Annotated in this window: 21 protein-coding genes; 7 read left to right on the top strand and 14 right to left on the bottom strand. The window is 63.7% G+C overall.

From position 1 onward, the window contains the following. Nucleotides 1-9 precede the first annotated feature (9 nt). From ACFOKF_RS20610 to ACFOKF_RS20575, 8 genes are all read right to left on the bottom strand, one after another. Nucleotides 10-3204, bottom strand: a complete 3195-nt coding sequence (locus ACFOKF_RS20610; protein ID WP_380798376.1) for an efflux RND transporter permease subunit — start codon at nt 3202-3204, stop codon at nt 10-12. A 180-nt stretch (nt 3205-3384) separates the two neighbouring features. Then, nucleotides 3385-4644, bottom strand: coding sequence for an efflux RND transporter periplasmic adaptor subunit (locus ACFOKF_RS20605; RefSeq protein ID WP_380798374.1), 1260 nt, complete (start codon nt 4642-4644; stop codon nt 3385-3387). Beyond that, nucleotides 4641-5042 carry a hypothetical protein gene (locus ACFOKF_RS20600; RefSeq protein WP_380798373.1) on the bottom strand — a complete coding sequence of 134 codons (402 nt, stop codon included), beginning with the start codon at nt 5040-5042 and terminating at the stop codon, nt 4641-4643. The genes ACFOKF_RS20605 and ACFOKF_RS20600 overlap by 4 nt, the downstream gene beginning before the upstream one ends. A 356-nt stretch (nt 5043-5398) precedes the next feature. Then, nucleotides 5399-6010 carry a TetR/AcrR family transcriptional regulator gene (locus tag ACFOKF_RS20595; protein WP_380798372.1) on the bottom strand — a complete coding sequence of 204 codons (612 nt, stop codon included), beginning with the start codon at nt 6008-6010 and terminating at the stop codon, nt 5399-5401. A 93-nt stretch (nt 6011-6103) separates the two neighbouring features. Next, complete coding sequence (locus ACFOKF_RS20590) at nt 6104-6865, bottom strand: TIGR02186 family protein (protein WP_380798370.1); 762 nt, start codon at nt 6863-6865, stop codon at nt 6104-6106. Further along, nucleotides 6865-7779 carry a sulfite exporter TauE/SafE family protein gene (locus ACFOKF_RS20585; RefSeq protein WP_380798369.1) on the bottom strand — a complete coding sequence of 305 codons (915 nt, stop codon included), beginning with the start codon at nt 7777-7779 and terminating at the stop codon, nt 6865-6867. Before ACFOKF_RS20585 ends, ACFOKF_RS20590 begins: the two co-directional genes overlap by 1 nt. A gap of 57 nt (nt 7780-7836) precedes the next feature. Further along, a complete protein-coding gene (locus ACFOKF_RS20580; RefSeq protein ID WP_380798368.1) occupies nt 7837-8880 on the bottom strand; it encodes a hypothetical protein in 1044 nt (347 codons plus the stop codon). Next, on the bottom strand, nt 8877-10274 hold the full coding sequence (locus ACFOKF_RS20575) for a glycosyl transferase family protein (protein WP_380798366.1): 1398 nt from the start codon (nt 10272-10274) through the stop codon (nt 8877-8879). Before ACFOKF_RS20575 ends, ACFOKF_RS20580 begins: the two co-directional genes overlap by 4 nt. Nucleotides 10275-10723: 449 nt before the next feature. Here ACFOKF_RS20575 and ACFOKF_RS20570 point away from each other — a divergent pair, with 449 nt between their 5' ends. Continuing rightward, nucleotides 10724-10897 carry a hypothetical protein gene (locus tag ACFOKF_RS20570; protein WP_380798365.1) on the top strand — a complete coding sequence of 58 codons (174 nt, stop codon included), beginning with the start codon at nt 10724-10726 and terminating at the stop codon, nt 10895-10897. Nucleotides 10898-10924: 27 nt separating this feature from the next. Here the strand turns inward: ACFOKF_RS20570 and ACFOKF_RS20565 are convergent, their stop codons facing one another. Next, nucleotides 10925-11326: a low affinity iron permease family protein gene (locus ACFOKF_RS20565; RefSeq protein ID WP_380798364.1), complete on the bottom strand. Its 402-nt coding sequence runs from the start codon at nt 11324-11326 to the stop codon at nt 10925-10927. Between the two features lie 66 nt (nt 11327-11392). Here ACFOKF_RS20565 and ACFOKF_RS20560 point away from each other — a divergent pair, with 66 nt between their 5' ends. From ACFOKF_RS20560 to ACFOKF_RS20545, 4 genes are all read left to right on the top strand, one after another. Then, nucleotides 11393-11713, top strand: a complete 321-nt coding sequence (locus tag ACFOKF_RS20560) for a hypothetical protein (RefSeq protein ID WP_380798362.1) — start codon at nt 11393-11395, stop codon at nt 11711-11713. Nucleotides 11714-11867: 154 nt separating this feature from the next. Continuing rightward, a complete protein-coding gene (sucC, locus tag ACFOKF_RS20555; RefSeq protein ID WP_380798360.1) occupies nt 11868-13067 on the top strand; it encodes an ADP-forming succinate--CoA ligase subunit beta in 1200 nt (399 codons plus the stop codon). Nucleotides 13068-13179: 112 nt separating this feature from the next. Next, a complete protein-coding gene (locus ACFOKF_RS20550) occupies nt 13180-13929 on the top strand; it encodes an electron transfer flavoprotein subunit beta/FixA family protein (protein WP_380798359.1) in 750 nt (249 codons plus the stop codon). Beyond that, on the top strand, nt 13926-14858 hold the full coding sequence (locus tag ACFOKF_RS20545) for an electron transfer flavoprotein subunit alpha/FixB family protein (RefSeq protein ID WP_380798358.1): 933 nt from the start codon (nt 13926-13928) through the stop codon (nt 14856-14858). Before ACFOKF_RS20550 ends, ACFOKF_RS20545 begins: the two co-directional genes overlap by 4 nt. A 60-nt stretch (nt 14859-14918) precedes the next feature. Here ACFOKF_RS20545 and ACFOKF_RS20540 read toward each other — a convergent pair whose 3' ends face one another. The 4 genes from ACFOKF_RS20540 to ACFOKF_RS20525 form a co-directional block, all read right to left on the bottom strand. After that, complete coding sequence (locus tag ACFOKF_RS20540) at nt 14919-16136, bottom strand: dicarboxylate/amino acid:cation symporter (protein WP_380798357.1); 1218 nt, start codon at nt 16134-16136, stop codon at nt 14919-14921. 8 nt (nt 16137-16144) lie between these two features. Next, complete coding sequence (gene dgcA, locus ACFOKF_RS20535) at nt 16145-17137, bottom strand: N-acetyl-D-Glu racemase DgcA (RefSeq protein ID WP_380798356.1); 993 nt, start codon at nt 17135-17137, stop codon at nt 16145-16147. A gap of 5 nt (nt 17138-17142) precedes the next feature. Beyond that, complete coding sequence (gene dgcN, locus ACFOKF_RS20530; protein ID WP_380798354.1) at nt 17143-18180, bottom strand: N-acetyltransferase DgcN; 1038 nt, start codon at nt 18178-18180, stop codon at nt 17143-17145. Between the two features lie 92 nt (nt 18181-18272). After that, on the bottom strand, nt 18273-19157 hold the full coding sequence (locus tag ACFOKF_RS20525) for a LysR family transcriptional regulator (protein WP_380798352.1): 885 nt from the start codon (nt 19155-19157) through the stop codon (nt 18273-18275). Nucleotides 19158-19324: 167 nt separating this feature from the next. Here ACFOKF_RS20525 and ACFOKF_RS20520 point away from each other — a divergent pair, with 167 nt between their 5' ends. Then, nucleotides 19325-20953, top strand: coding sequence for an N-acyl-D-amino-acid deacylase family protein (locus ACFOKF_RS20520; RefSeq protein WP_380798350.1), 1629 nt, complete (start codon nt 19325-19327; stop codon nt 20951-20953). A gap of 383 nt (nt 20954-21336) precedes the next feature. On the opposite strand, the gene ACFOKF_RS20515 is transcribed toward ACFOKF_RS20520, so the two are convergent. Continuing rightward, on the bottom strand, nt 21337-24189 hold the full coding sequence (locus ACFOKF_RS20515) for a TonB-dependent receptor plug domain-containing protein (protein WP_380798348.1): 2853 nt from the start codon (nt 24187-24189) through the stop codon (nt 21337-21339). Between the two features lie 413 nt (nt 24190-24602). On the opposite strand from ACFOKF_RS20515, the gene ACFOKF_RS20510 reads away from it, so the two are divergent. Further along, nucleotides 24603-26987 carry a penicillin acylase family protein gene (locus ACFOKF_RS20510; protein WP_449325399.1) on the top strand — a complete coding sequence of 795 codons (2385 nt, stop codon included), beginning with the start codon at nt 24603-24605 and terminating at the stop codon, nt 26985-26987.

Genomic DNA, 26987 nt, shown 5'->3' with positions numbered 1-26987 from the left:
CTCTATTCCTCATTCGGCCGGTTGCAAGGCAGGTTCGGCCCCATCATGGCCGGCTCCGGGCCGGCGGCGGGCGAAGCGATCGCCCAGCGCACGGCACACGACATAGAAGGTGGGGGTGAAGAGCAGGCCGAAGGCGGTAACACCGGCCATGCCGAAGAACACAGCCGTGCCCAGCGCCTGCCGCAGTTCCGCCCCAGCGCCGGTCGCGATCACCAGCGGCACCGCACCCAGAATGAAGGCGAAGCTGGTCATCAGGATCGGGCGCAGACGGGTTTGTGCGGCTTGAACGGCGGCTTCGACTGTCGACAGGCCCTGTTCCTCTTCCGCCTGCTTGGCGAATTCGACCACCAGGATGGCGTTCTTCGCAGCAAGCGCGATCAGCACGACCAGACCGATTTGCGTCAGGATATTATTGTCCATTCCGCGCAGGTTCACGCCCAGCATGGCCGCGAACAGGCACATCGGCACGATCAGGATGATCGACAGCGGCAGCGTCAGGCTTTCATATTGCGCCGCCAGTACAAGGAAGACGAAGAAGACCGCCATGCCGAAGACAAGCCCGGCGGTGTTGCCCGCGCTGACCTGCTGATAGGCGACGCCCGTCCATTCGCCGCTGTAACCGGCAGGGGCTGCGGCAGCCAACTTCTCCATGGTGGTCAGCGACTGACCCGACGAATAGCCCGGCGCCGTGTCGCCATCGATCTCCACCGCCGGCAGCAGGTTGTAGCGGACCACGCGATAGGGACCAGTCTTGTCCTTGAAGGTGGAGACGGAGCCGATCGGCACCATCTGGCCGCTGTTCGACCGGGTCTTGAGGTTGGCGATGTCCGCCACCGTGCCGCGATGTTCGGCATCGGCCTGCGCGGTCACGCGATAGGTGCGGCCCAGCAGGTTGAAGTCGTTGACGAACGCCGACCCCAGATAGACCTGCATCGCTTCGAAGATGCGCTCGGGCGGCACGCCCAGCAGGTCGGCCTTGCGCCGGTCGACGTCTGCATAGACGCGCGGCGTGCCGACGTCGAACAGGGTGTAGACCATGGCCAGGCTGGGGGACTGGTTCGCCTTGGCGATCATGTCCTGCGCCACCTTGTTCAGTTCGGCGTAGCCGCGATCCTCCCGGTCCTCCAGCATCATCCGATAGCCGCCGGCCGAGCCGATGCCCTGGATGAGCGGCGGGGGGACGAGCAGGATGCGCGCCTTGTCATAGCCTGCGACCGCCTTGTTCGCCTGTTCCATGATGCCGGCATAGGTGACGCTTTCCTCCTTACGTTCGGCAAAGCTTTTGAAGGGGAAGTAGATCGCCGCGCTGTTGGGCGCCTGCGTCTGCGACGGGCCATGGAAGCCGGCGAACATCACCGCGCCGCGCAGGCCCTTGATCGGCAGGATCTTCGCCGCGACTTCGCGCGTCACCTTGTCCGTGCGTTCCAGCGATGCGCCGGAGGGCAGTTGCACGACGGCCAGGAAATAGCCTTGGTCCTGCGCCGGGATGAAGCCGCCGGGCGTCACCCAGAACAGGGCGATGGTGGCGGCGATCAGGCCGGCATAGGTCAGCAGCATCTTCTTGGGACGAGCAACGAGGAAGCGGGTGAGGCGGCCATAGCCTGCGCTCATCCGGTCGAAACCGGTGTTGAACGCATCGACGGCCACGCCCAGCTTCTGCCGCCAGACCGGATCGCCGCTGCGGTCGCGCGGGCCGTGCTTGGGCTTCAAAAGCAGGGCGGCGGCGGCCGGCGACAGGGTAAGCGACAGGATCAGCGAGATGACGGTCGCGGTCGAGATGGTGACGGCGAACTGCTGGTAGAAGGCGCCCGAAATGCCGGTGATGAAGAGCGTCGGCACGAATACCGCGCACAACACCAGCACGATGGCGATCAGCGCGGTCGACACCTCATCCATGGAGACGCGCGCGGCCTCCAGCGGCGACATGCCATGCTCGATATTGCGCTCGACATTTTCGACCACGACGATGGCGTCGTCGACGACGATGCCGATGGCGAGGACCAGGCCGAAGAGCGACAGATTGTTGAGGGAGTAGCCAAGGCCTGCAAGGATCGCCGCCGTGCCGATCAGCGACACCGGGATAGCGATGATCGGGATGATCGCCGCGCGCCAGTTTTGCAGGAAGACCAAAATGACGAGCACGACCAGCAGCACCGCCTCGATCAGCGTGTGATAGACGGCGTCGATCGACTGGCTGATAAATTCGGTCGGGTTGTAGATGATGCTATATTCCAGGCCCTTGGGAAAGCGCTTGGACAGTTGCTCCATCTCCGCCTTCACCTTCTCCGCCGCGTCGAGCGCGTTGGAGCCGGGGCGCTGCATCGTCGCGATGACGACGGTGGGCTTGTTCGACAGATAGGTGTTGGTGCCATAATCCTGTGCGCCCAGTTCGACGCGGGCAACGTCGCGCACGCGCACCTGGCGGCCGTCTGCGTCGGACCGGATCACAATGTCCGAGAACTGCGCCGGCGTATTCAGGCGCCCCTGCATTTCCACGCCAAGCTGGAAGGCTTCGCCACGGTCATAGGGCGGCTGACCGATCGAGCCGGCCGATACCTGCACATTCTGCGCGCGCAGGGCGGACACGATCTCGCCTGCGGTCAGGTCCAGCGCGGCGGCGCGGTCGGGGTCGATCCAGATGCGCATCGCATAGTCGCGCGATCCGAACATCTGGACATCGCCCACGCCGTCGAGCCGGGCGAGCCGGTCCCGCACCTGCGTCAGCGCATAGTTGGAGATATAGTCGCGATCGAACGTGCCGTCGGGCGACTGCAAATTCACGACCATCAGGAATTCGGGCGTGGTCTTGCGCGTCACGACGCCAAGGCGTTGCACTTCTTCGGGCAGGCGGGGCGTGGCGACGGCGACGCGGTTCTGCACCAGCACCTGCGCTGCGTCGAGGTCGGTGCCGATCTTGAAGGTGACGGTGATGACGACCTTGCCGTCGCCGGTCGACTGGCTGCTCTGGTAGAGCATGTCGTCGACGCCGTTGATTTCCTGTTCGATCGGCGCGGCCACGGTCGACGCGACCGTTTCCGCCGATGCGCCGGGATATTGGGCGGACACCGTGACCGTGGGGGGGACGATGTCAGGATATTGGGACACCGGCAGGCCGATGAAGGCCAGCGCGCCGACCACGGTGATGACCACCGCGATCACGGCGGCGAAGATCGGCCGGTCGATGAAGAAACGGGAAAAGCGCATCGGATCGTCCTTTGCGAGCGAAAGGGATGCCGCGCGATCCGGCGAGGCCGGATCACGGGCAAGAGAATGTCTTGGAAGTTCACTCTTCTTCCGTTCGCCCTGAGCTTGTCGAAGGGCTGCACTTTTCTTCAAGAAGTGCAGGGCTTCGACAGGCTCAGCCCGAACGGAGGGTGGTAAAACTTACCGGGAGAAGGTCGCCTGCGCCGCCACCGGGGCCGCGCTGTCGACCGGCGTGACCGGCGCGGGGGCTGGCCGGATCGTGGCCGGCTTCACCGCCACCTTCGCGCCGGGCATGGCCGCCTGAAGGTTGGACACGATCACCCGATCCTGGGGGCTGAGGCCCGAACGGATGATGCGCAACCCGTCGACGATCGGACCAAGCTCGACCGGCTTGGCCGTCACATTGTCGTCCTTGTCCACCACCAGCACAGTCTTGCGCGCCTGATCCGACTGGATCGCCTCGTCCGGGACCAGCAGGGCATTGGCCTTGCCGCCATTGGCGAGGCGCATATTGCCGAACAGTCCCGGGGTCAGGAAATTGCCCGGATTGTCGAAAACGGCGCGAATGCGGATCGTGCCAGACCGTGGATCAAGCCCATTGTCGGTGAAGTCGAGCCGGCCCTGATGATTATAGTCGGCCTCATCCTGCAAGCGCACTTCGACCGCGCCTTCCGCTCCCTTGTCGCGTTGCGACTTCAGGTACAGGGCTTCGGACGCATCGAAGTTGAAATAGATGGGATCGAGCTTGTTGACCGTGGTCAGCAGAGTCGCGCCCGTACCTTCCGCGCCGGCGACCAGATTGCCGATGTCGACGCGGCGGTCGGAAACGCGGCCCGAAATTGGGGCGCGAACCTGCGTAAACTCGACGTCCAGCGCCCGGCTGCGTTCGCGCGCCTGCGCGCCTGCAAGGGCGGCCTGCGCTGCCTGCAGGCGAGAGCGCAACGCATCCACCTCGCTGGCAGATACGGCCTCGTCGCCGCTCAGCCGCTGGACGCGGGCATAATCATTTTGCGCCAGCAGCAGCGCACTGCGGGCCGATGCGCTGCTTGCCCGCGCTTCGGCAAGGGCGGCGAGGAAGGGGCGTTGATCAATGGTGAAGAGCAACTGCCCCTGACGGACGAAATCGCCATCGCGGAAGTGAATGGCCGTCACAGCGCCCGATACGCGCGGACGGATTTCCACCGTCTGGCTGGGGGCAAAGCGGCCGACATAATCATCCCACTGCGTCACGCTGCGGGCGAGGGGGGCGGATACGCCCACCGCCGCCAGCGGCGCGGCCGAGGCCTGCGCTTCGGACTGGCCCAGATATTTCCATGCGCCCCCGCCCAGAACGGCAAGGCCCAGCGCCGCCCAGGCCATATGCCGGGTGCGCCAGCGTCCGGTGCCGGCGCGCGCCACGCCGCCCGCCACATCGGTGTCGATCTTCGCGATCATGTTCATGCGTAAGTCCCTTTGGCATTGTGGCGTTCGGCATTCACGGCGGTCAGCAGCGTTTCGAGCTGCCCTTCGCTGAAACCGGCCATTTTAAAGTCACGAATGGCGGAGGGGCGGACGGCAAAGCCTTCATACCAGGCTTCGACCGCGAGCCGACGCAGCGCTTCCAGCTTTCCGTCCGCCAGTTTGAAATGCGGCTGGGGGCCAAAGATCATGGCCTTCAGACGCGACCAGCGGCCCGGCTCACGCAGCGACGCGCGGCCATCGGTGCGCGCAAGCTGCACGATCTGCCATTCCATTGGCGAAAAGCCGGTGGCGACCGCCCTGATCCGCTCCCGGATCGCAGGCAAGGAGATGCCGTCCCCAACCGCCGGCAGCGGCTGGGCAAAATCGATATAGGCCATGATCCAGTCCCCTGATTTGGACGCAATCCGGCGGCCCACGCCCGTTGATGGGCACACACAGTCCTTTCCCGAACCCTATTGGCTACAGGATTGCGCAGGCCGCAGGCGTCAGGGCGCACCCCGACCGCCATGGCCAGACGATGAAGAATGTCGCGGACGTACGCAGGCACGTCGCGCGATCGATGTCAGTCGATTAGCGTGTACAGATAATATGCATGGAGCCTCCTTCGAGGGCGACGCCTCAACCGGATTTCATACTTATCGGTATATAATGAAATGCTGCATTGCGTCAACCGCTTTCTGTACCGCTTGGTAAAATTTTCTCTATCGCGGCTGAATGAGCGGTTTGAGACAGTTCAGTTTGTCGGCCACATCGCCATGGTCGTTTCGACCAGTTGCTCCAGTTGGGCCGGAGTGGCGCCGGCGCTGGCCTGAACGCCCATGCCCTGCATCACCGCCATGACATAGCTTGCAAGGGCAGCCGGCTCGACGCCGGCGGGCAGATCGCCTTCGGCTCTGGCCCGCTCCAGCCGCTCGACCAGCGCCTTGTCGGATGAAGCGCGGCGCGCGATCACATCGCTCTTGATCGATTCCGCCTGCGTGGTGCAGGCGACCATGCTGATGACGCCCAGGCAGGCGCGCGGATCATTGCCGCCCGTCTGAATTTGCAGCGTGCCGCGCAGCAGGCGTTCCGCCACGGCCCGCGCCGTAGGCTCTTCCATGGCTGAACGCATATAGCAAAGCTTGTCGCGCTCATAGAGGTCGAGCGCCTTGTGAAACAAGGCTTCCTTATTGCCGAAACAGGCATAGAGGCTGGGCTTGGTGATGCCCATCGCTTCGGTTAGTTCCGCCAGCGAGGCCCCTTCATAGCCACGCGTCCAGAAGACCTGCAAGGCCGCCGACAACGCCTCCTCGGGATCAAATTCCCGGGGACGTCCTCTGGTGACAGGTTCGGCTGCGCTTTTCATACCGCTCGGTATATAGGTAAGGGAGTCGGGAGTGTCCACTCCCTGTCGCCAAATATGCGGCGGCAACGCCTGTTGCTTCATCAGGCGCTGGGGTCAGATACGGCGGGCGACGGCTCCTGCGGCCCAACCCATGCCAACAGCCAGTGCGATTGCCGCCAGTCCATAGATGAAGGACCAGTTTTCGGCAGCGCTGGCCATGAACTGTTCGAAACCGGATTTGCGCACGGTGATGTCGCGCACCGCAGCCGCCACCACCCGCCCATCCTGCACCAGGAAGGTTTCGGCCGTATAGTCGCCCACAATCACACGCGCCGACAGCGGCAGGCGGGCGCGATAAAGGACGCCATCCGTGATCTCGACCGTTCCCGGCTTTTCCACGAACAGGCCGGCACGCGAGCGCAGGTCGACCAGCCCATCCTGAAAGCGTGACAATTCCGCGCTTTCGTTGAGCGAGGAGGGGGAAAGCTGCAATTTGTCGACGCCCAGTTCATAGATGGCGGCGGTGCGTTCATCGACGATCCTGTCGATCGGATGCGACGATGCCATGGCGTAAAAGCTGGGAGCGGAGCGGAATTGGGCCGTATCGGCATTGACCCAGATGCCAGCCACCTTCTGCTTCTCGCGCATGGTGATCGATTGTTCCGGCCCCTTGAGCACGACGACGATATCGGCGGGGCGTTCCGGACGGCGACCATCGGGATAGACGATCGCGCCGAACAGCAGCAGGTCGGCGCCTGTGAAGCTGTACTGGATTTCCACTTCGCGTTGCGACACGTCGGGAACCAGCGTGGGTTCATCTGCGGCGCTCAGGCCCCAGGCAGCCGCCAGCAATCCGATCAGGCGCCGCCGATGCATCAGTGGACCTCGATCGTGTAGATTTCATCGGGGCGCCAGCCCAACCCCAATGCCATCCGGGCGGCAACCAGCAGCACGATCGCGGCCAGCAGGATGCGCAGATATTCCGGCCGGATAGTCATGGAAAGGCGTGTGCCGACCTGCGCGCCGGTGACGCTGCCGACCAGCAGCAGCATGGCCAGCACCAGATCGACCGCCTTTGTGGTCATGGCGTGCATCATGGTTGTTGCCATGGTGACGAACAATATCTGGAACAAGGATGTGCCCACTACCGACTGGGTGGTCATCCCCAGCAGATAGAGCATAGCCGGCACCAGAATGAAGCCGCCGCCCACGCCCAGCAACATCGTCAATATGCCGGTTGCCATGCCCAGCAGCAGGGGGGCGAGCGGAGATATGTAAAGTCCCGAGCGATAGAAGCGCCAGCGCATCGGCAAGGCGGCGACCAGCGGGTGGTGCCGGCGTTTGCGCGCCGCGGGACGACGGCCGGTCTTGAGCGCGATCAGCGCCTGGATCGATTCCTTGGCCATCAGCGCGCCGATGCCGCCGAGCATCAGCACATAAAGGATGCCAATGACGGTATCGATTTGCCCCAGATGCTGAAGCAGCCGGAAGATCAGCACGCCAAGACCTGCGCCGCCCACGCCACCGGCGATCAGTACGCCGCCCATGCGGAAATCCACCGTGCCGCGCGACATGTGAGTCACCACGCCCGATACGCTGGCGCCCGTGACCTGCGATGCCGCCGATGCGGCCGCGACGGTAGGAGGAATGCCGTAGAAGATCAGCAGCGGCGTGGTCAGAAAGCCGCCGCCTACGCCGAACATGCCGGACAGCAAGCCGACCACGCCGCCCAGTCCGATGATGACCAGGGCGTTGACCGACAGGTTGGCGATGGGCAGGTACAGATCCATGCCGGATCGGGGTAAAGACAAATGGCCATAATATAAAGCCGCTGTCTTGCGGTCCGATCAAAAATCGGCAGCCAGTGTGATGGCAAGGCCGCTGCCGGGGCGGGCATGGCCCGCGATACGGTGCCGCCATTCGATCGAGAGGCGGGCGGGTATCCGAGGAAGGCGCATCTGAAGTTCGGAGCCAATGTCAAGCCGCCCTGCAGCGGGCTGCGCGCCGCCGGAAACGGATGCGCCAGCCCGGATCGGCAGGCCGGGCAGCGGTGTGAGGACCGACAATTTGCCATCGACAAAGGCGTCCCGGTTGCGAAACCCGACAATGCCCGCCTGCGCGTAGCCTTCCGCTTCGACCCCTCGGGCGATCCGGGTCGTGTTGAAGCCGCCGAAGGCCATCAGGCTGTTGGCGTTGCGCCCGCCCGCGCCCAGCGCGATGCGCCTTTCCATCGCGAGGCTGACGGGAATCTGGTGGACGGGCTGGACGGCAAGGCCGGTCGCCGCTTCCGGGGCGGAAGGATGGTCGAGCGCGCGGCTGACGCGTGCATAGGCGGTGACGCGGCTGTTCTTGTCTGGCGTCAGTTCATAGTCCACACGCAGCCCGGCCTGTGACCCGCCAAGGCGGCTGGCCGCGATGGAGCCAGCGGGCGCGCCACTGCCCGCCCGCCACAACAGCCATGCGCCGACCCGCCAGCGATCCGGCGGTTGTCGGGGCAGGGACGGGGGAGGTGTGGCGGCGGGAAATGCGGAATGGCTCCATGCCGGCGTGGACGATATATGGTCGCCGGCGAAATCCGTGACCTCGGACATGAAGTCGCGCAGATTGATCGCGGCAAGGGGAGGCATGGAAGTACGGCGCGGCGCGTGCGATGGGTAGCCCGACGAACTTCGATGGAACGGGGCAATCGATCGCTGCCTGCGCATCGGCGTCAGCATGGCTGCTGCGGCGAAGGGCATGGGCGCGACAGTCGGTATCGGAATGCGATCGGGCCGGGGCATTGTTCCATGGACAAGGATGGGGGCGTCGATGCCGCCGAAGCGGATGGCGATCCAGGCGATCATCGCCAGTCCAAAGAAACGGAAAGGGCGCCCGGTGGCCGGCGCCCTCATGGATCGGTCTTCAGGTCGGGGAAACGATGCTGTGTCTTGTCCCAGACCAGAGCCATGCCCAGCAGCGATCGGGCATAAAGCCACAGCGCGCGCCGCGCCGCCAAGATAGCGATGCCGTTGGCGACGAATGTCCTGGGGATGGATCCAAGTCCGTATCGCCAGCCATAGGCGCGGGTGACGAAAATGGCCCGCATCGCGACGCGCCATAACATCAGGGCCAGCGTGAGCGAGAGCAGGGTGTCGATCAGCGGCGGCAGCGACAGGGCGGGCATGGGCATGAACAGACCCATAGCGCCAAGGATCAGCGCAAGGATGAAGGCAAGATAGGCTGCACACAGTATGAGCGCCGCGATGGCGGCGCGCCGGTCTCGAATGCGCATCCACCATTCGGCCGGACCGCCTTGCCAGCCCATCCGGTCCCATCCGGCGAGCGAAATGCCGATCATCCAGCGCGCCTTCTGGCGAACGGCCGAGTCGATGCTGTCCGGGAAATATTCGCGGGTCGCGACCAGATCGCCATGTTGGTCCCGCATCCGGACGAAGGCGCCTCGACCGCCCATCTGCCTGATCCGCAATCCGGCCTCATAATCTTCGGTCAGGGACGACGGGTCGAACGGGCCGCCATGGGTGGCGGACGCCAGACGCCCCAACATCTGTCGCTCGAAAGCGCAGGCGACACCCGCCGACGGAATGGAAGCGCCCAGCGCTTCCCGCACGGACAGGCTTTTCCCATGACTTTCTGCGAACTCATCACAATAATGGTTGGTGATGGCGCGTCGCAGCCATCCGCCGCGTCCGGTCAGTGGCAGCACCGGCAGTTGCACCATGTCGAACCGATCAATCATGAAGTCGAAAAGACGAATTTCGTCGCTATGGACCACGTCCTCTGCATCGTGCAGCAAAACGGCCTTATAGGGGCGCCCTTGCGTTGTTTCGCTGGCGCGCATGGCGCGCCACAATATGTTCAGGCAATCGGCCTTGGTGCTGGGGCCGGGATGGGGATTGACGCCCAGGATGATGCGAGGATCATCCCGGGCGATCGGCGCCAATGCTGCGATCGTGTCCAGGTCATTGGGATAGACGCCGACGAAGATGCGATAATCGCCATGCCGCCAACAGGACAGGGCGTGGCGCAACATGGGGCCGATGACGTCGGATTCACGCCAGGCGGGTATGAAGACAGCGATGGAGCCCGGCTGCGATGACGGAGGCAAGGTCGCCGTCGTCATGCGGCGATGGCGCGTATAGACCATCATGTCGCGCCATGATTTGCGACAAAGGTAGAGGATGTCGATCAGGAAATCATCGATGCCGCCGATCGCCAGGCCGACAACAGCCAACAGCAGGCATTCGCGATACAGCGTCAACAACGCCGTCAGCAGCCAGTCCCCCATGGTCTTGCCCCCCAATTACCGGAAGGATGACAGTTGCGCAGGCTGCTTCCAAGAATTTTTCGCTTAGGCTGAGGGGGAAGAGCAATATTGCAGATTGCCATCATGTGGACGATGGCAGTTTCGGTGAAAATATCACTTCGCCATGTTTAATAAACTGCCATGATTTTTGGGTGGTGGATGGCGAAAGGATGTTAGGGTCGACCGTCCTGAAGTCTGGGAAGGGGGAGCGTCATAGTTATGCCACACGGCCTCTCATGCCGATGAAGTGGCCGCATCAGTGCGGTTGTGCGTCATCTTCTTGCGTTGGACTGGCCCGCCACCGGGTTCGGCTGTGTCAGTCGATTAGGATAATGGCCCGACCGATGATAGAATTCCCCTGCACTGCCACGAGTCGAAGCGGAGGGGCAGGCAGTCGACCAAACTCTTGAATATGCGGGAGGAGGGCGAATATGGAGATGGACGTGAATTATCTGCTGCATCGTCAGCAGGTGTCACTGATGCGGGCGCAGGATAGTCGTTCCCCGGGTGGGAAGGCCGCTTATGAAAGTCTGGCGCGCAGCTATACGGATCGAGTTGACGCTTACAGGCGTGAGAACCAGCGGCTGGTGGCGCTCGCGCACTGAATAGCGCAAGCGCTCCTGAGCGTTGCCTTATCGCCTAGCGATCAGTCTCTCGATCGCTAGGCGATGGGTTTCGTCGTCTCCGCACTCCTTTTCCAGCACAGCCTTGATCCGCTGAAGCTCCGCCTCGGTAAGGTGCTCGATGCCGATAAAGTCGTTTCGCGCGGCGTCGATCGCGCGGATCAATTCGTCCAGCTTGGCCTGAATGGCCGAACCGTCCCGATTTTGTGCATTCTGGATCAGGAACACCATCAGAAAGGTAACGATGGTCGTGCCGGTGTTGATGACCAGTTGCCATGTGTCCGAATAATGGAAGAGCGGCCCTGTCGTCACCCAGATGATGACGGTAGCCAAGGCCAGAATGAAGGCGGCCGGCTGCCCGGCCCAGTTGGCGACGCGGTGTGACAGGGCGGCGAAAATGCGATCGAACATGGATTTTTCCTTTGCGAAGCGGCTTATTTATCCTTCGTTCAGCCGCCTGTGGCCATGGGAATATCCATGATCCGCATTTCTTCTCTTGTCGCGCTGGTCGCGGCCATCGTGCTGCTTCCTTCCTGCACATCCTTGTCGCCCGAATCACGCCTTCGATCAGGGCTGGAGGAAGCCGGGCTGCCGCCGAAAATGGCCGGATGCATGGCAAAGCGGATGGCCGATGAGTTGAGCCTGACCCAGTTGCGTCGCCTCCAGTCGCTGGCGTCGCTCCGCAAGTCTCACATGGAAGAAATGACGATCGAACGGTTGCTGCACAAGGTCCGTGCGCTCAAGGATCCAGAGATTTTTGCGGTGACGAGCGGTGCGGCGTTGCGCTGCGCCCTATAGTCCGCATCCCTCCGTCATTTCACAATAAGCCGCTTTGGCGCGTCTTTAGTTTTGCAATTTTGCAAAGTGATTTTGCAAAATCTGCTGGCGCGCCGAATCCGCCTGTGCTTAGCCCCTGACCATCAGGTTCAACGCAACAAGGACGGGCGTTCCCATGAACATTCACGAATATCAGGCCAAGGAATTGCTGGCCAAGTATGGCGCGCCGATCGCTGCCGGCTATGCTGCCTTCACGGTCGAAGAGGCTGTCGAAGCCGCAAAGAAGCTGCCTGGGCCGCTTTATGTCGTGAAGTCGCAGATCCACGCTGGTGGCCGCGGCAAGGGCAAGTTCAAGGAGCTGGCTCCCGAAGCCAAGGGCGGCGTTCGCCTTGCCTTCAACCTGGACGAAGTGAAGGCCCATTCGGCCGACATGCTGGGCAACACGCTGGTCACCATCCAGACCGGCGAAGCGGGCAAGCAGGTCAACCGTCTGTACATCACCGACGGCGCCGACATCGCCAAGGAATTCTATCTGGCGCTGCTGGTCGATCGTGCCACCAGCCGCATCGCTTTCGTCGTGTCGACCGAAGGCGGCATGGACATTGAAGAGGTCGCCCATTCGACCCCGGAAAAGATCCACAGCTTCTCGGTTGATCCCGCTTCGGGCTTCCAGCCGCACCACGGCCGCGCCGTTGCCAACGCGCTGGGCCTGACCGGCGATCTGGCCAAGCAGGCTTCGAAGGTTGCCGCGTCGCTCTACGCCGCGTTCCTCGACACCGACGCCGAGCAGATCGAAGTCAACCCGCTGGCGCTGACCGAGCAGGGCAACCTGCTGGTTCTGGACGCCAAGGTCGGCTTCGACGGCAACGCCATGTTCCGCCACAAGGACATCGCCGAACTGCGCGACCTGACCGAAGAAGATGCGGCCGAAGTCGAAGCGTCGAAGTACGACCTGGCCTACATCAAGCTGGACGGCAACATCGGCTGCATGGTGAACGGCGCGGGCCTGGCCATGGCGACGATGGACATCATCAAGCTGAACGGCGAATTCCCCGCCAACTTCCTGGACGTGGGTGGCGGCGCCACCACCGAGAAGGTGACGGCTGCCTTCAAGATCATCCTGAAGGATCCGGCGGTGAAGGGCATTCTGGTCAACATCTTCGGCGGCATCATGAAGTGCGACATCATTGCCAATGGGATCGTCGCCGCCGCCAAGGAAGTGAACCTGTCGGTTCCGCTGGTCGTCCGTCTGGAAGGCACCAACGTCCAGCAGGGCAAGGACATTCTGGCCAATTCGGGTCTTCCCATCGTCCCGGCGGACGATCTGGGCGACGCGGCCAAGAAGATCGTCGCGGAAGTGAGGAAGGCGGCCTGATCGCTCACCTCGCCTGAACGATACACCAAAGGGGTGCGGGTAGTCCGGTTACGGGCTGCCCGCGCCCTCGTTCCCGTTTGGGAATTTGTTGTTTGATAAGGAGGATGTTGAAATGAAGATCCTTGTGCCCGTGAAGCGGGTGATCGACTATAATGTGAAGCCGCGGGTGAAGGCGGATGGTACGGGCGTCGAACTGGCGAACGTCAAGATGAGCATGAACCCGTTTGACGAGATCGCGGTCGAGGAAGCCATTCGCCTGAAGGAAAAGGGCGTGGCGACCGAGGTCGTCGCGGTGTCGATCGGCGTGGCGAAGGCGCAGGAAACGCTGCGCACGGCGCTGGCCATGGGCGCGGACCGGGCGATCCTGATCCAGACCGACGATGAAGTCGAACCGCTGGGCGTGGCCAAGCTGCTCGCCAAGGTGCAGGAAGAGGAAGGCGCTGGCCTGATCATCCTGGGCAAGCAGGCGATCGATGATGACAGCAACCAGACCGGCCAGATGCTGGCCGCGCTGCTGGGCTTGCCGCAGGGCACCTTCGCGTCGAAGGTGGAAGTTGAAGGCGACAAGGTCAGCGTGACCCGCGAAGTCGATGGCGGTCTGGAGACGGTGAAGCTCAACACGCCGGCGATCATCACCACCGACCTGCGCCTGAACGAACCGCGCTATGCCTCGCTGCCCAACATCATGAAGGCCAAGGCCAAGCCGCTCGCGACCAAGGCGCCTGCCGATTATGGCGTCGACATAGCGCCGCGTCTGGAGACGCTGAAGGTTTCCGAACCGGCCAAGCGGTCGGCCGGCGTGAAGGTGGCCGATGTTGATGAACTGGTCGCGAAACTCAAGGCTCTGGGAGTTGCAGCATGAGCAAGACACTTGTCTGGGTTGAACATGAAGGCGGCGCGGTCAAGGACGCGACCCTTTCAGCCGTCACCGCCGCTGCAAAGCTGGGTGAAGTGCATCTGATCGTCGCTGGCGCTGGCGTCGATGGCGTGGCCGCCGAAGCCGCCAAGATCGCCGGCGTGGGCAAGGTCCATGTCGCCGACGACGCGGCTTTTGGCCATGCGCTGCCGGAAAATGTCGCGCCGCTGATCGTCGACCTTATGGCCAGCCACGACGCTTTCGTCGCGCCGGCCACCAGCAATGGCAAGAATATCGCCCCGCGGGTCGCGGCACTGCTCGACGTGATGCAGATCAGCGACATCCTGTCGGTGGAGAGCGAAGACACGTTCACGCGCCCCATCTATGCCGGTAACGCGATTGCGACGGTCAAGAGCAAGGATGCCAAGAAGGTCATCACCGTGCGCGGTACGGCGTTCGAGAAGGCTGAGCGCGAAGGCGGTTCCGGCACGGTCGAGGCCGTGTCCTCGACTGGCGACAAGGGCATCTCTTCCTTCGTCGGCGCGGAAATCGCCAAGCTGGAGCGCCCTGAACTGACCAGCGCGAAGATCATCGTTTCGGGCGGTCGCGCTCTGAAGGATGGCCCGACCTTTGAGGAAGTGATCTTCCCGCTGGCTGACAAGCTGGGCGCGGCGGTCGGCGCATCGCGCGCGGCGGTCGATGCGGGCTATGTGCCCAATGACTATCAGGTTGGCCAGACTGGCAAGATCGTGGCCCCCGAAGTCTATGTTGCCGTCGGCATTTCCGGCGCAATCCAGCATCTGGCGGGCATGAAGGACAGCAAGACCATCATCGCCATCAACAAGGATGAGGACGCCCCGATCTTCCAGGTCGCGGACATCGGCCTGGTCGGCGACCTCTTCAAGGTCGTGCCGGAGCTTACGGGCAAGCTGTAAGGCGAAAGCCGGTTGAAGGCATGGAGAGGGCCGCGCTTCCCGGAAGCGCGGCCCTTTCTTTTATCTGGCTGTATGCCCTGCGACGACGGCGGTGACGGTCAGGTTGGCGCTGGCGCTGGCCACGGTGCGGGTCATGTCAAGCAGGCGATCGAACGGCAGGACGAAGCCCACCACCAGCGCCGTCTGTTCGGGGGAAATGCCCACGGCCGAGAGCACGGCGGCCAGCATGAACAGCGAAGCCGACGGAATCGGCGCCGTGCCGAAGGCGGCGAGCGATCCGGTCAGCAGCATGATCGCCAGCATCGTGGGATCAGGATGCACGCCCAGCGCCTGAAGACTGAAAATGCTGAGCAGGCCGACATACATGGCGGTGCCGTCCTTGCCGATGCTGGCGCCGATCGGCAGCACGGTGGAGGCGACCGCCGGATCGATCCGCAAATCTTCCTGCGCGACCCGAAGCGCCACGGGCAGGGTAGCGGCCGAGGAAGCGGTGGAAAAAGCGACCAGCAGCGGGTCGACTGCGGCGCGGAAGAAGCGGCGAACGGAGAGGCGTGCGACAAGCCGGATGAGCGGCAGATGGACGATCAGCATTTGCGCGATCACCCCCAGCAGGACGCAGAGCGCCAGCCAGCCGATATTGGTGAAGACGGCGACGCCATTGTCCGCCACCGCCTTGGCGATCAGCGCGAGTACGCCGAAGGGCGTGATTTCCATGACGATGCGGACGAGGTGGAAGAGGACGCGGCCTGCCGATTGCAGCATGCGGGCCATTGGTCGTCCGTCTTCCCCGGCCAGGATGACGCCAAAGCCGAAGAGGATGGCGAAAAAGATGATGGCCAGCATGTCGCCATCGGCCAGCGATTGGACGATATTGACGGGGACGATGCCCATCAGTTGATCGTGCAGCGATTTAGCCTCGCCCAGCGCATGCGGCACCGCCTTGCCCAGCGCTGCGCCTGCGCCGGGGCCGACCAGCAGGCCGAGCGCCATGCCGATCGATACGGCGCAGGCGGTGGTAAAGGCAAAGAGCAGGACGGTGCGCCCGCCGACCGACCCCAGCCGACGCGGGTCGGCCAGTGCCGTCACGCCCGATGCGATCGACACGAAGACAATCGGGACGACCAGCATGCGGATCAGCCGGACGAACAATTCGCCGATAAAGACGATCCAGGGCGTGACGGCCGGCCAGAACAGGCCGAGCAGGACGCCGATGACGAGGCCGCCCAGCACGCGCTGCCAGAGCGGAATGGCGAACCAGCGGCGGGCGATTGCTGCCATGGCTGCGCCTACAGCCCGCCCCAAAAGCCTGGCTGCGGCGGCAGCAGATGGCCGCGATCGCCGGTCACGCCGCCATCGCGATCCGCCGACAACCAGAGCGGCCCGTCCAGATCGACAAAGGCGCTGTCCGCCGCAATCGCCCAGGCGGGGGCGATCGACAGCGACGAACAGATCATGCAGCCGGTCATGACGCCAAGGCCGCGCGCGCGCGCCGCCTGCGCCAGATCGAGCGCGGCGGTGAGGCCGCCGGCCTTGTCCAGCTTGATATTCACCACGCCATAGCCATCGGGCAGGCTGTCGAGATCACTCGCGACATGGATGGATTCGTCGGCGGCGATCAGGATGGCGGAGGCAAAGCCATTGAGGTCGCCATCTTCATGCGCGGGCAACGGCTGTTCCAGCAGGTCGATGCGCAGTTGCTGCATCAGGCCCTGAAGATCGCTGACCTCCGCCATGGTCCAGCTTTCATTGGGATCGACGATCATGCGGGGGGATGGCGCGGCGGCCCGAACGGCGCGCAGCTGTGCGGCGGGATCGGTGCGGTCGACCTTGACCTTGATCAGCGGCACATCGGCCAGCGCGGCGGCGGCCAGCCCCATGGCGTCGGGCGTGTCGAGGCCGACCGTCATGGCCGTCGCGATCGGACCCAGGGGTTTTGCCAGACCCAGCGCAATAGCGATGTCGCTGCCCGCCAGTTTCAGTTCCAGATCCCAGAGGGCGCAGTCTACGGCATTGCGCGCCGCGCCAGCCGGCAGCAGGTCCAGCAGTTCCCGCCGGCTGGCACCCTGTTCCAGTGCATCCCGGACCGTCTCTATTTCGGCGATGCTGCTGTCGACGCTTTCGCCATAGCGCGGATAGGGGACGCATTCGCCCCGTCCGACCCGCCCCCCTTCAGCGATGGTGACGGTGACGACATCGGCAGCGGTCTTGACGCCGCGCGAAATGCGGAAGGGGGTGGCGAGGGGGAAATTTTCCCCCAGGGCGGTCAGCGTGCGGGGCATGGGGCTTAGACGGTCTCCGTGGCGGTGGCGGCTGTTGCGGCATCGCTTTCCAGCAGCCGGTCGAGGATCGCCTCCACACCCATGCGATAGGGATCGGAACAGGGCAAGTCGAACTCTTGCGCGGTGCGGGCGCATAGAGCGATCGCATCGGCTTCATCCATGGCCGAGGTATTCAGGGCAATGCCGACGACACGCACATCAGGGTTGGTCAGGCGCGCGGTGCGCAGGTTCGCTTCCAGACAATCGGCAAGGCCGGGCGGAGTATAGTGCGGCAGGCCGCGCATGCTTCGGCGCAGCGGATCATGACACAGGACCAGCGCGTCGGGCTGGGCGCCGTGGAGCAGGCCGGTCGATACGCCAGCGAAGGAGGGGTGAAAGAGCGATCCCTGCCCCTCAATCAGATCCCAGCCAGCATCGTGGCGATCAGGCGAAATCTGTTCGATCGCGCCGGATATGAAGTCGGCCACCACGGCGTCGAGCGGTACGCCGTCGCCCGCGATCAGGATGCCGGTCTGGCCGGTGGCGCGGAAATCGGCAGGCACGCCGCGCGCGGCCAGCGCACGGGCGAGGCAGAGGGTGGTGTACATCTTGCCCACCGAACAATCGGTGCCGACGGTCAGCAGGCGCTTGCCCGCACGCTTCTTGCCATTGCCGACCGGAATGTCGGGGCGCGGATCACGCACATCATGCAGGGCGCGGCCAAGGCGGACGGCGGCTTCGACCAGACGGGGTTCGTCCTTCAGCCGCTGATGCAGACCCGATGCGATGTCTAGACCGGCCTCCATCGCAGCGAGCGCATCCTGCACCAGATCCTCGCCCAGTTTGCCGCCGGCGTTCGCGATGCCCAAAACCAGCGTGCGCGCGCCGGCGGCATAAGCGGCAGCAAAGTCCATGCGGGGCAGGTTCAGCGTCAGGCCGCAATCGTCATGGCGAAATTCGCCCACGCAAATGTCCGGGCGGAACACGGCCAGCCCGCGCGAGGTCTTGATGCCGATCTCGTCATTGCTGTGGCCGAGATAGAGGAGATAGGGCGTGGCGATCATGAAATGGGGACCCTGTGCTGATGAGAGGTCCGCTTTATCGCGCCGCCGCGTCCGGCCCCAATAGCAAGGCCCACATAGGCTATAGCCTGACGCTATAGGCTTTCAATCACCTCAGAAAGCAGGTCTAGAAATTCCGATGCGGTCTTCGATGGCGGGCGGTTCTGGAGATAGACGGCGTTGATGTCGAAGGTGATGGCGGGCTGAAGCGGGCGGCTCGACAGGCCCAGCGCTGTGGAGGCGTGGGCGGTGAAATTATCGACGATCGCCATGCCCACGCCGGCGCGGACGAGCGCGGCAGCGATATAATAGGTGCGGGCCGACACGACTTCATCGAGTTCGACGTCGAGCCGGTTTAGCTCGCTGGAGAGCATGCGGCCGATCGGTCCGCCCTGCACCGGGCTGATGAATTTCTGATCGCGCAGTTCGTCCAGATGGAGGCGGCCGGGCGCGTCGGGCATATCCTCCTCGCGATAGAGGACGACCAGTTCGCCCTCTCCGATCACCTGATGGGCGACGGGGGCGGACAAAGGCACTTCGAAGCTGATCGCCAGATCGGTTTCGCGCTCATAGAGTTTGCGCACCATTTCATCATGATGCAGCGTCTGGAGATCGAACATGATGTCTTCATGCCCGCGCAGGAAGCGGGCGACGGCATCGGGAATGGCGCCAAGGCCAAGCGAGGGGAGGGCGGAGACGCGCAGCAGCGCGCCGCGTCCGTGGCGCATATTCTGCGCCGCCTGACGCAGCGATCGAACACGATCCTGAATGTCGGAAACTTCGGCAAAGAGGGTGCGGGCGTCCTGTGTGGGGATCAGGCGGCCCTTGGCCCGTTCGAACAACGGCAGGCCGATCGATCGTTCGGCATGGCGCAGCACCTTGGTCACGGCGGGTTGCGAGACGTTGAGCGCGCGAGCGGCGGCGCTGACCGTGCCGTGCAGATAGACGGCGTGGAAAATTTCGATCTGGCGCAGGTTCATAGGCGTTGTCCCCTTTGGCTGCGGCCCGTCCTGCGCCATTAACGGCGGCTGGGCTACGGCCCGCTATGACATCGGGTTATGGGGCGCGCAACCGGGCGCACTGGACGGGCGCGACTTATCGGGGCCATGTTGCCGATAAGGCTCACCTTCCAAGGACTTCCCCGCTTATGCCCGCTTCCATCGCTTCGCGCCGCCTTCGGACCCTGTTGCTGGCGGGGGGACTGACCGCGCTGGCTGGCATGGGGACGGCGGCCACTGCCGAGAAGGCGGATGTGCTGATCCGGGGCGGGACCATCTATGATGGCGGCACGGGCAAACCCTATGTCGGGGACGTGGCGCTGAAAGGCGACCGGATCGTCTATGTCGGGCGCAAGGCGCACATGACGGCGGGGCAGGTCATCGACGCCAAGGGCATGATCGTCGCGCCCGGCTTCATCGATGCGCATACCCATGCCGACAGCTTCATTCGATCGCCCGACAAGGCGGTGCGGGTCAATGCCGCCTGGCTGGATCAGGGGGTGAGTACGGTGATGATCGGCGTCGACGGGTTCGGTACGCCGGACGTTGGCGCGGATGCGACGAAGCTGGAGGCTTCGGGCATCGGCACCAATATCGTGCCGTTCATTGGCTTTGGCCGGGTGCGGCAGCAGGTGCTGGGCGATGATGCGCGCGCGCCGAACGCGCAGGAACTGGACCGGATGAAGGCGTTGGTCGCCAAGGGCATGTGCGAGGGCGCGACGGGGTTTTCGGCCGGGCTTTTCTATCCGCCGCAGAGCTTTGCCAAGACGGATGAAGTGGTCGCGGTGGCGAAGGAAGCAGCGATCCGGGGCGGGCTGTACGATACCCATCAGCGGGACGAGTCCAGTTACAATATCGGCCTGCTGGGATCGGTGAAGGAAGCGATTGCCATCGGCAAACAGGCCGGGATGCCGGTGCATTTCGCGCATCTCAAGGCGCTGGGCGTCGATGTGCAGGGACAGGCGCCGGCGGTGATCGCGGAGATCGAGGCGGCGCGCAAGGCGGGGCAGGATGTGACCGCCGATCAATATCCCTGGTTGGCGTCGGGATCGAGCCTGGATGCGTCGTTGCTGCCCGGATGGGCGGTGGACGGCGGCGGCGAGGCACTGGTGAAGCGGCTGGACGATCCGGCAACGCTGGGCAAAATCCGCGATGAGATGCAGAATAATATGCGGCGGCGCGGCGGACCCAAGGCGTTGTTGCTGATCGCGCAGGGCTTTCCCTGGACCGGCAAGACGCTGGAGCAGGTGGCGAGCGAGTGGCAGGTCGATCCGCGTGACGCGGCGCTGCGGATCATTCGCCAGAGCATCGAGACGAATGAGCCGGGCAAGAAGGGCAAGGGGACCGGCGTCGCATCCTTCAACATGGCGCAGAAGGATGTGGACCTGATCATGCAGCAGCCCTGGGTCGTGACATCGTCCGACGGGTCGGACGGGCATCCGCGCATGTTTGCGACCTTCCCTGAAAAATATAAAAATTATGTCCGAGACCGAACAGTCATCAGCCTTCAGACTTTTGTGCGCCAGTCGACCGGGGCGACGGCGGATATGTATAAAGTCGACCATCGCGGCTATCTGAAGCCCGGTTACTATGCCGATGTGGTGGTGATCGATCCGGCACAGTATGCGCCGCGCGCCGATTATGTGCATCCGCGCGAATTGAGCGTTGGCGTGTCGCGACTGTTCGTCAACGGGGTGCTGTCGGTCAGCGACAGCCAGACGACGGGCGCGGCCGCTGGGCGGGCGTTGCTGCGGCCAAAGCCCGCCGGCTGTTCCTGATGAAAATAGGAAAATGGCGGCTTAACTTCGCATATTTCCCGCAAGATTCGACTTTTTGGAATAAAATTCGGTAATTTTGTTACGTGTTGATGATGGCGTGGATGGGCTGGGAAGGAGGCTTCCCGGCCCTTATTCTATTGGATCTGCGTGGCTGTAGGACAGCGCGGCATCAGGCTGTATGGCGCTTGGCGATTGCGTATTCAGAAAGGTCCGTTCGGTTCGAGCTTGTCGGGAATGGTTTCGCTTCGGCTTCTCGACGGACGGTTCTCGACTGCGCTCGAACCTGCTCGAAGCGAACGGAGAGGGTGAAGGAGACATCCAGGCAAGAAAAAGGGTGGAGGATCGCTGATCCCCCACCCCGTTCCTCCTGTCTGTATCTTTTATTAGTTGGTCTTGAAGCGCACGCCGACGCGGAAGCTGCGGCCCAGCAGGTCGCTGTAGGTCGAATTGGCCGAGAGGCCGGTTTCGGGCAGCAGGATCGGGTCCTTGTCGAACAGGTTGGTGACGTTGAAGAAGAGCTGACCGTCTGCGCCGCCAACCTTGATCTTCGCGGTGAAGTTGAGGTCGGTGTAGAAGGTGCCGTCAACATGGTTGCTGTTGATCGTCGGGTTGGCCGCCGTGCTGACCGGGCAGGCGGTGGTGCAGACGATATAGGTGTTGTTGTAGGTGCCCGAGCTGACGCCACGGCCGACCGCGGTGATCGAATAGGTCGGGGTGTCGAAGGTCGCCGACAGGCGGAAGATCCAGTCCGGGGTGCTGGACTGGCCGCTATTCTGGCCGACCGTGTCGACGGGCACGGAAATGCCGTTGTCGACCAGATTTTCCAGATAGTTGGTGGCCGTGCCGTTCAGCGTCAGGCTGCTGGAGCTGCCATTGTTGAACAGGCGGTCCATGGGAAGATTATAATTTACGGCATAGTCGATGCCACGCACCTTGACCTGTGCGAAGTTGAACGGGCTGGCGGTGACATAATAATCCCGTTCACCCAGCGGATCGCGGACGATGGCGGCGCAGAAGCTCTGAATGCCTTCGTTGCAACGCTGAGCGATGTCATCGGCATAGAATTGCGCGATCGCATCCTTCACCTTGGTGCGGAACCAGTCGACCGAGATGGACAGGCCCGGCACGAAGCGCGGCTGGAGCACGCCGCCCAATGTAAGCGTATCGGCCTTTTCGGGGTCGAGCGCCAGATTGCCGGTGGTCAGTTCGCGGAAGGTGGCGCCGGCATATTGGCCATAGGCTGATGCGTTAGTGCCGAAGGTGTTGGTGCGCGATGTGCCCGACTGGAACAGTTCGTTGAGGTTGGGCGCACGAATGTCGCGCGAGCGGGTGCCGCGCAGCAGAATGTCGGGGATAGGTTGCCAGGTCAGGCCCGCCTTCCAGGTGGTGACATAGCCCGACGTCGAATAGTCGGTTGCGCGCACCGCGCCGTTGAATTCCGCGCCCAGACCCAGCGGGACCACGGTTTCCAGATAGGCTTCCTTGACATTGTAGCTGCCAAAGGTGGGACGGAAATTGCCGACCGACCAGCCGCTCTGATATTCGGTGGGGACGTAGCCGGACACTTCTTCCTTGCGATATTCGCCGCCGACCGCGACGCTGACGTCGCCAGCCCAGGTGGCGAAGGGCGTGGCCGACAGGTTGAAGCCGGCCGTCGTCTGCTTGAAGCGCTGATCACGATAGGGATCGCCCAGCGCCCATGCGACCGCCGCCTGATCGGCGACGCCAATGCCCAGGCGATTGAGCGGGATGCAGCCATTGGTCGGGTTGGTCAGGCTGGAGCGGCAGACGATGGTGCCGGTCGGGCTGTACACGGCGTCGGTCGCCTGCGCGAGGCGGGTGGTGTTGATGATGTCGCGCAGCAGTTCATGCGTGTCGGTCTGGCCATATTGGCCATAGATGTCCCAGACCGCCTTCTTGCCGAACATCTGGAATTCGCCGCCCGCGCCGATGGCGTAACGCTGGACTTCGCGGCTGCTGTTATTCTTGCGATAGGGCATATCGGCCGAGGAGGAGCCGATGGTGACGGAGGTCACGCCCGCCAGCGCGGCGGCGCCCAGCGCCTGTTGCAGATAGGGATTGTCTGCGGTGAGGGTGAAGGTCGTCGCCTGCGGACCCGAATTGAACAGGGTCTTGTTCCAGTTATAGGAGGCTTCGCCAAACACCTCGATCCAGTCGGCCAGTTGATAGCTGAGGCGACCGAAGACGCCGCGACGGTCATCGGTGGCATCCAGGCCGATGCGGCGCGAAGTGTCGTTCATTTCCCAGTCGCCGCCGACCGTCTGCGAACTGTCCGTCAGCGAACCGAACTGATAGGCGCCGGGCGTGCCGCCCTGCCCGAAATAGGTGCCGCGCAGGCTGGTGCCGTTGCCCACCTGAGAGCGGATGATGCCGCCCGGCGTGGTGTTCCAGGTGCCAGCGCCGCGCACGACCAGGCTGGCCGGGCCGCCGGCCGCGATGGCGGCGGCAGTGTTGGCGACGGTGCGGTAGCCCAGTTGGTTCCAGTCGCGATCGACCTCGAAAATGCCGTCCTTATGGGCATATTCGCCCGACAGCAGGATGTGGCCGCGCCCGTCTGCGAAGCTTTTGCCGATCGCGCCGTTGAAGCTGTAGTTGAAGCCGTCGCCCTTGTCGGTGATGCCGGTGTCGGCGTTGATCTTGAAGCCTTCATATTTCTTGTCGAGCACATAGTTGACGACGCCTGCGACCGCGTCCGACCCATAGGCGGCCGATGCGCCGCCGGTCACGATCTCTACGCTCTTCACCAGCGCCTGCGGGAAGGTGTTGATGTCGACAAGGCCGGTGATGGTCGATCCGACCGAGCGGCGGCCGTCGAGCAGAACCAGCGTGCGCACTTCGCCCAGGTTGCGCAGGTTCATCGTGTTGATGCCGGCCAGGCCCGAACTGATGGCGAGGCGCGAGTTGGCGGGACGGGTGCTGCCGGCCAGCGCCGGCATCTGGTTGATGAGGTCCGCGATATTGTTGGTCGGCGACTGATTCTGGATCGCCTCCTGCGTCATCACGGTGAGGGGGGTGGGCGATTTGAAGCCATCACGCACGATGCGGGTGCCGGTGACGACGATCTGGTCGTCCGGGGCGGCTTCCGCGCTTTGCTGGGGCGCTACCGCATCCTGCGCCAGAGCGGGTGCGCCATGAACCAGCGCCAGAGCGGTCATCGCCAGCCCGAAACCGTGGTGACGGCCGAACGACCGACGAATACGCCTGAAATCACGCATAGATAAAAGCCCCTTGTCAGAGGATAGGGCTGCGCGCTTGTTCCTGCGTGCGCGGCGTCGTTGCGCCGGTCTGACCCTATCCTGCCCTTTCAACCACATGACCGCAGGCAGGTTGTGCGCCGTCTGCCGGTTCCCACCATGCCGTCATCATGATCCCGTCAGGCCCGCCCGAAGGGACGGAAAAGCCGGTTCCATGACGGGGAGGTTACAGGGTGGTCACGGCTGGTCAATAGATTTGGTATTACTTTGATCGCATACAGGTATAGCCAGAGGGAATGGCGGGGTGGATTGTCCGCTGCGGGCCGGGCTACGGATAGCTTGCAGTTATGGGCGCTGGCGGGCTTACTATAGGCCCTTCCGGTCCCGCTGCGTTAGTCGTTGCCGCCCCATTACCAAGTTAAGACAAGGAGGCTGTGTTGATCCAGCGTCGTGCGTTCCTTCTGGCCGGTGTGGCCGCATTCGCCCTGCCCGGCGGGCTGATGGCGAGGCCGATGGTGCGGGGCGCAAAGCCGCTGCGCGCAAAAATGGCGGGGGCGAAGTCGCCGATCGAGATTGTCGAGGATGAACTGGGCGTGCCGCATGTGCGGGCGCAATCGCTGCACGACGCCTATTTCGGGCAGGGCTATCTGGTGGCGCGCGACCGTCTGTTCCAGATCGACATGGATTATCGCCGCGACATGGGGCGCATGGCCGAAGCCTTCGGCCCGCGCTTCGTGGCGGCGGACAAGGCGGCGCGGCTGTTCCTCTATCGCGGCGACATAGAGGCGGAGATGGCGAGCCTGCCGCCCGGCGTGCTGGAATGTGCGAAGGGTTATGTGGCGGGCGTGAATGCGCGGATCGCCGAAGTGATGGGCGATCCGGCGCAGATGCCGCTGGAATATGGGATATTGAACCTGACGCCGCTGCGCTGGGACGTGCGCGATCTGGTGCGCAACCGGGGCATCGGCATGGGCGACGCGGATGACGAGGTGCGGCGTGCGCAGATGCAGGCGAAAGGGCTGCTGGCGCATGATGCGCTGATGGCGCCGCTGCGCCCGGCATGGACCTTCACCGTGCCCGACGGGCTGGACTGCGCGGCGGTGAGCGATGCGGATCTGGGCGTGCTGGACCCGGCGAACCGGCCGGTGCCGTTCGACGCGATCGAGGAAGCGTCGCTCGACCGGGCGGAACGGCGCGCCGACCGCTTTGCGCAGGGGAGCAACGCCTGGACCATCGCGGCTTCGCGCAGCGCCACCGGGCGGCCGATATTGGCGAATGATCCGCATCTGGGAATTGGCGGCGCCAGTCCGCGCCATATGATCCACCTGACCGCGCCGGGGCTGGACGTGATCGGCGCGGGCGCGCCGGGCCTGCCGGGGATTATGCAGGGGCATACCGATCATTTCGCCTTTGGTCGCACTAATTTCCATATCGACCAGACCGACCTGTTCATCCTGCGCACGCACAAGGATGACCCGGAGCGTTACTGGCATAAGGGCCAGTGGAAACAGTTTGAAAGGTTCGAAGATACGATCGCGGTCAAGGACGGCCCGGCGCAGCGGGTGACGTTGCGCTATGCGCAGGGGCGGCCGATCGTGGCGCAGGATGCTGAGAAACAGCGCGCCAGCGCCTTTGCCACGGTGAGCATGTTGCCCGGCGCGAACATGCGTTTCGCCATCATCGCGATCAATCTGGCGAAGGATTGGACGTCGCTGCGGCAGGCGTTCAAGATCCATACCTCGCCGACCAATTTTCACTATGCCGATGTGGACGGCAATACCGGCTGGCAGACGATCGGCTTTACGCCGCGCCGGCCCAAGCATGACGGGCTGTTTCCCGCGCCGGGCGATGGCGATTTCGATTGGACGGGAATCGTGCCGGTGGAGGAGATGCCGTCCGTCTATAACCCCAAGGAAGGCTGGTTCGCTTCGGCCAACCAGATGAATTTGCCCAAGGATTATCCCTATGGGAAGACGGTGATCAGCTTCGACTGGAGCGATCCGTTCCGCTACGACCGGATTGCCGAAGTGCTGCGCAGCCAGCCAAAGCACCGGATCGAGGACAGCATCGCGTTACAGCATGATGTCCAGTCGCTGCCGGCGCGGGCGCTGGTGAAGCTGATCCCGGACAGGCTGCTGCCCGATGCGCAGCCGGCGGCCGCGTTGCTGCGGCGCTGGGATTGCGGGCTGGAGGCGGATAGTGCGGCGGCTCTGCTGTACGAGATGATCATGCCCGAACTGCAATCGGGCTTTCGCGACCTGATCCTGCCGGCGGCGGCGCGCGAATTTGTGCCGTCGATCAACCTCTATGAGATGCTGCGCATATTGGCGGCGCCCGACGCGCGGCTGGGACCGAACCCGCAATTGATGGCCGACGGGCTGATCGAACGATCGCTGATCGCGGGGTGGAAGAAGGCGCTGGCGCAGGGCGGGACTGACCCCGCGCAATGGCGCTGGGGCGATTTGCATCGGGTGACGCTGGCGCATCCGTTGTCGTCGCTGCCGGGGATCGCGGCGGCTTTCCCGAAAATTGAGGGCGGGCGTTCGGGCGGCGATGGCTTTACGCCGATGGCGCGCGGCTTCAATGCGAAGCGCGGCTATCAGGTGTCGCATGGCGCCAGCTATTTGCTGGTCGCGGATGTGGGTGCGTGGGACAATAGCCGCTTCCTGCTGTTGCCCGGCCAGTCGGCCGACCCGCGATCGCCGCGCTACCGGGACTTTTACCCGCGCTGGCTGGCGGGCGAAATGCAACCGCTGTGGTTCAGCCGTGAGGCTGTGGAGCAGCATGCGGCGGAGCGGATGGCGATTTTGCCGGGGTAA

The organism is Sphingobium rhizovicinum (genome assembly GCF_042647625.1).
GTDB lineage: Bacteria > Pseudomonadota > Alphaproteobacteria > Sphingomonadales > Sphingomonadaceae > Sphingobium > Sphingobium rhizovicinum.
Note: the sequence above shows the minus strand (reverse complement) of the source record. Positions and strands in the feature narration are given on the sequence as shown.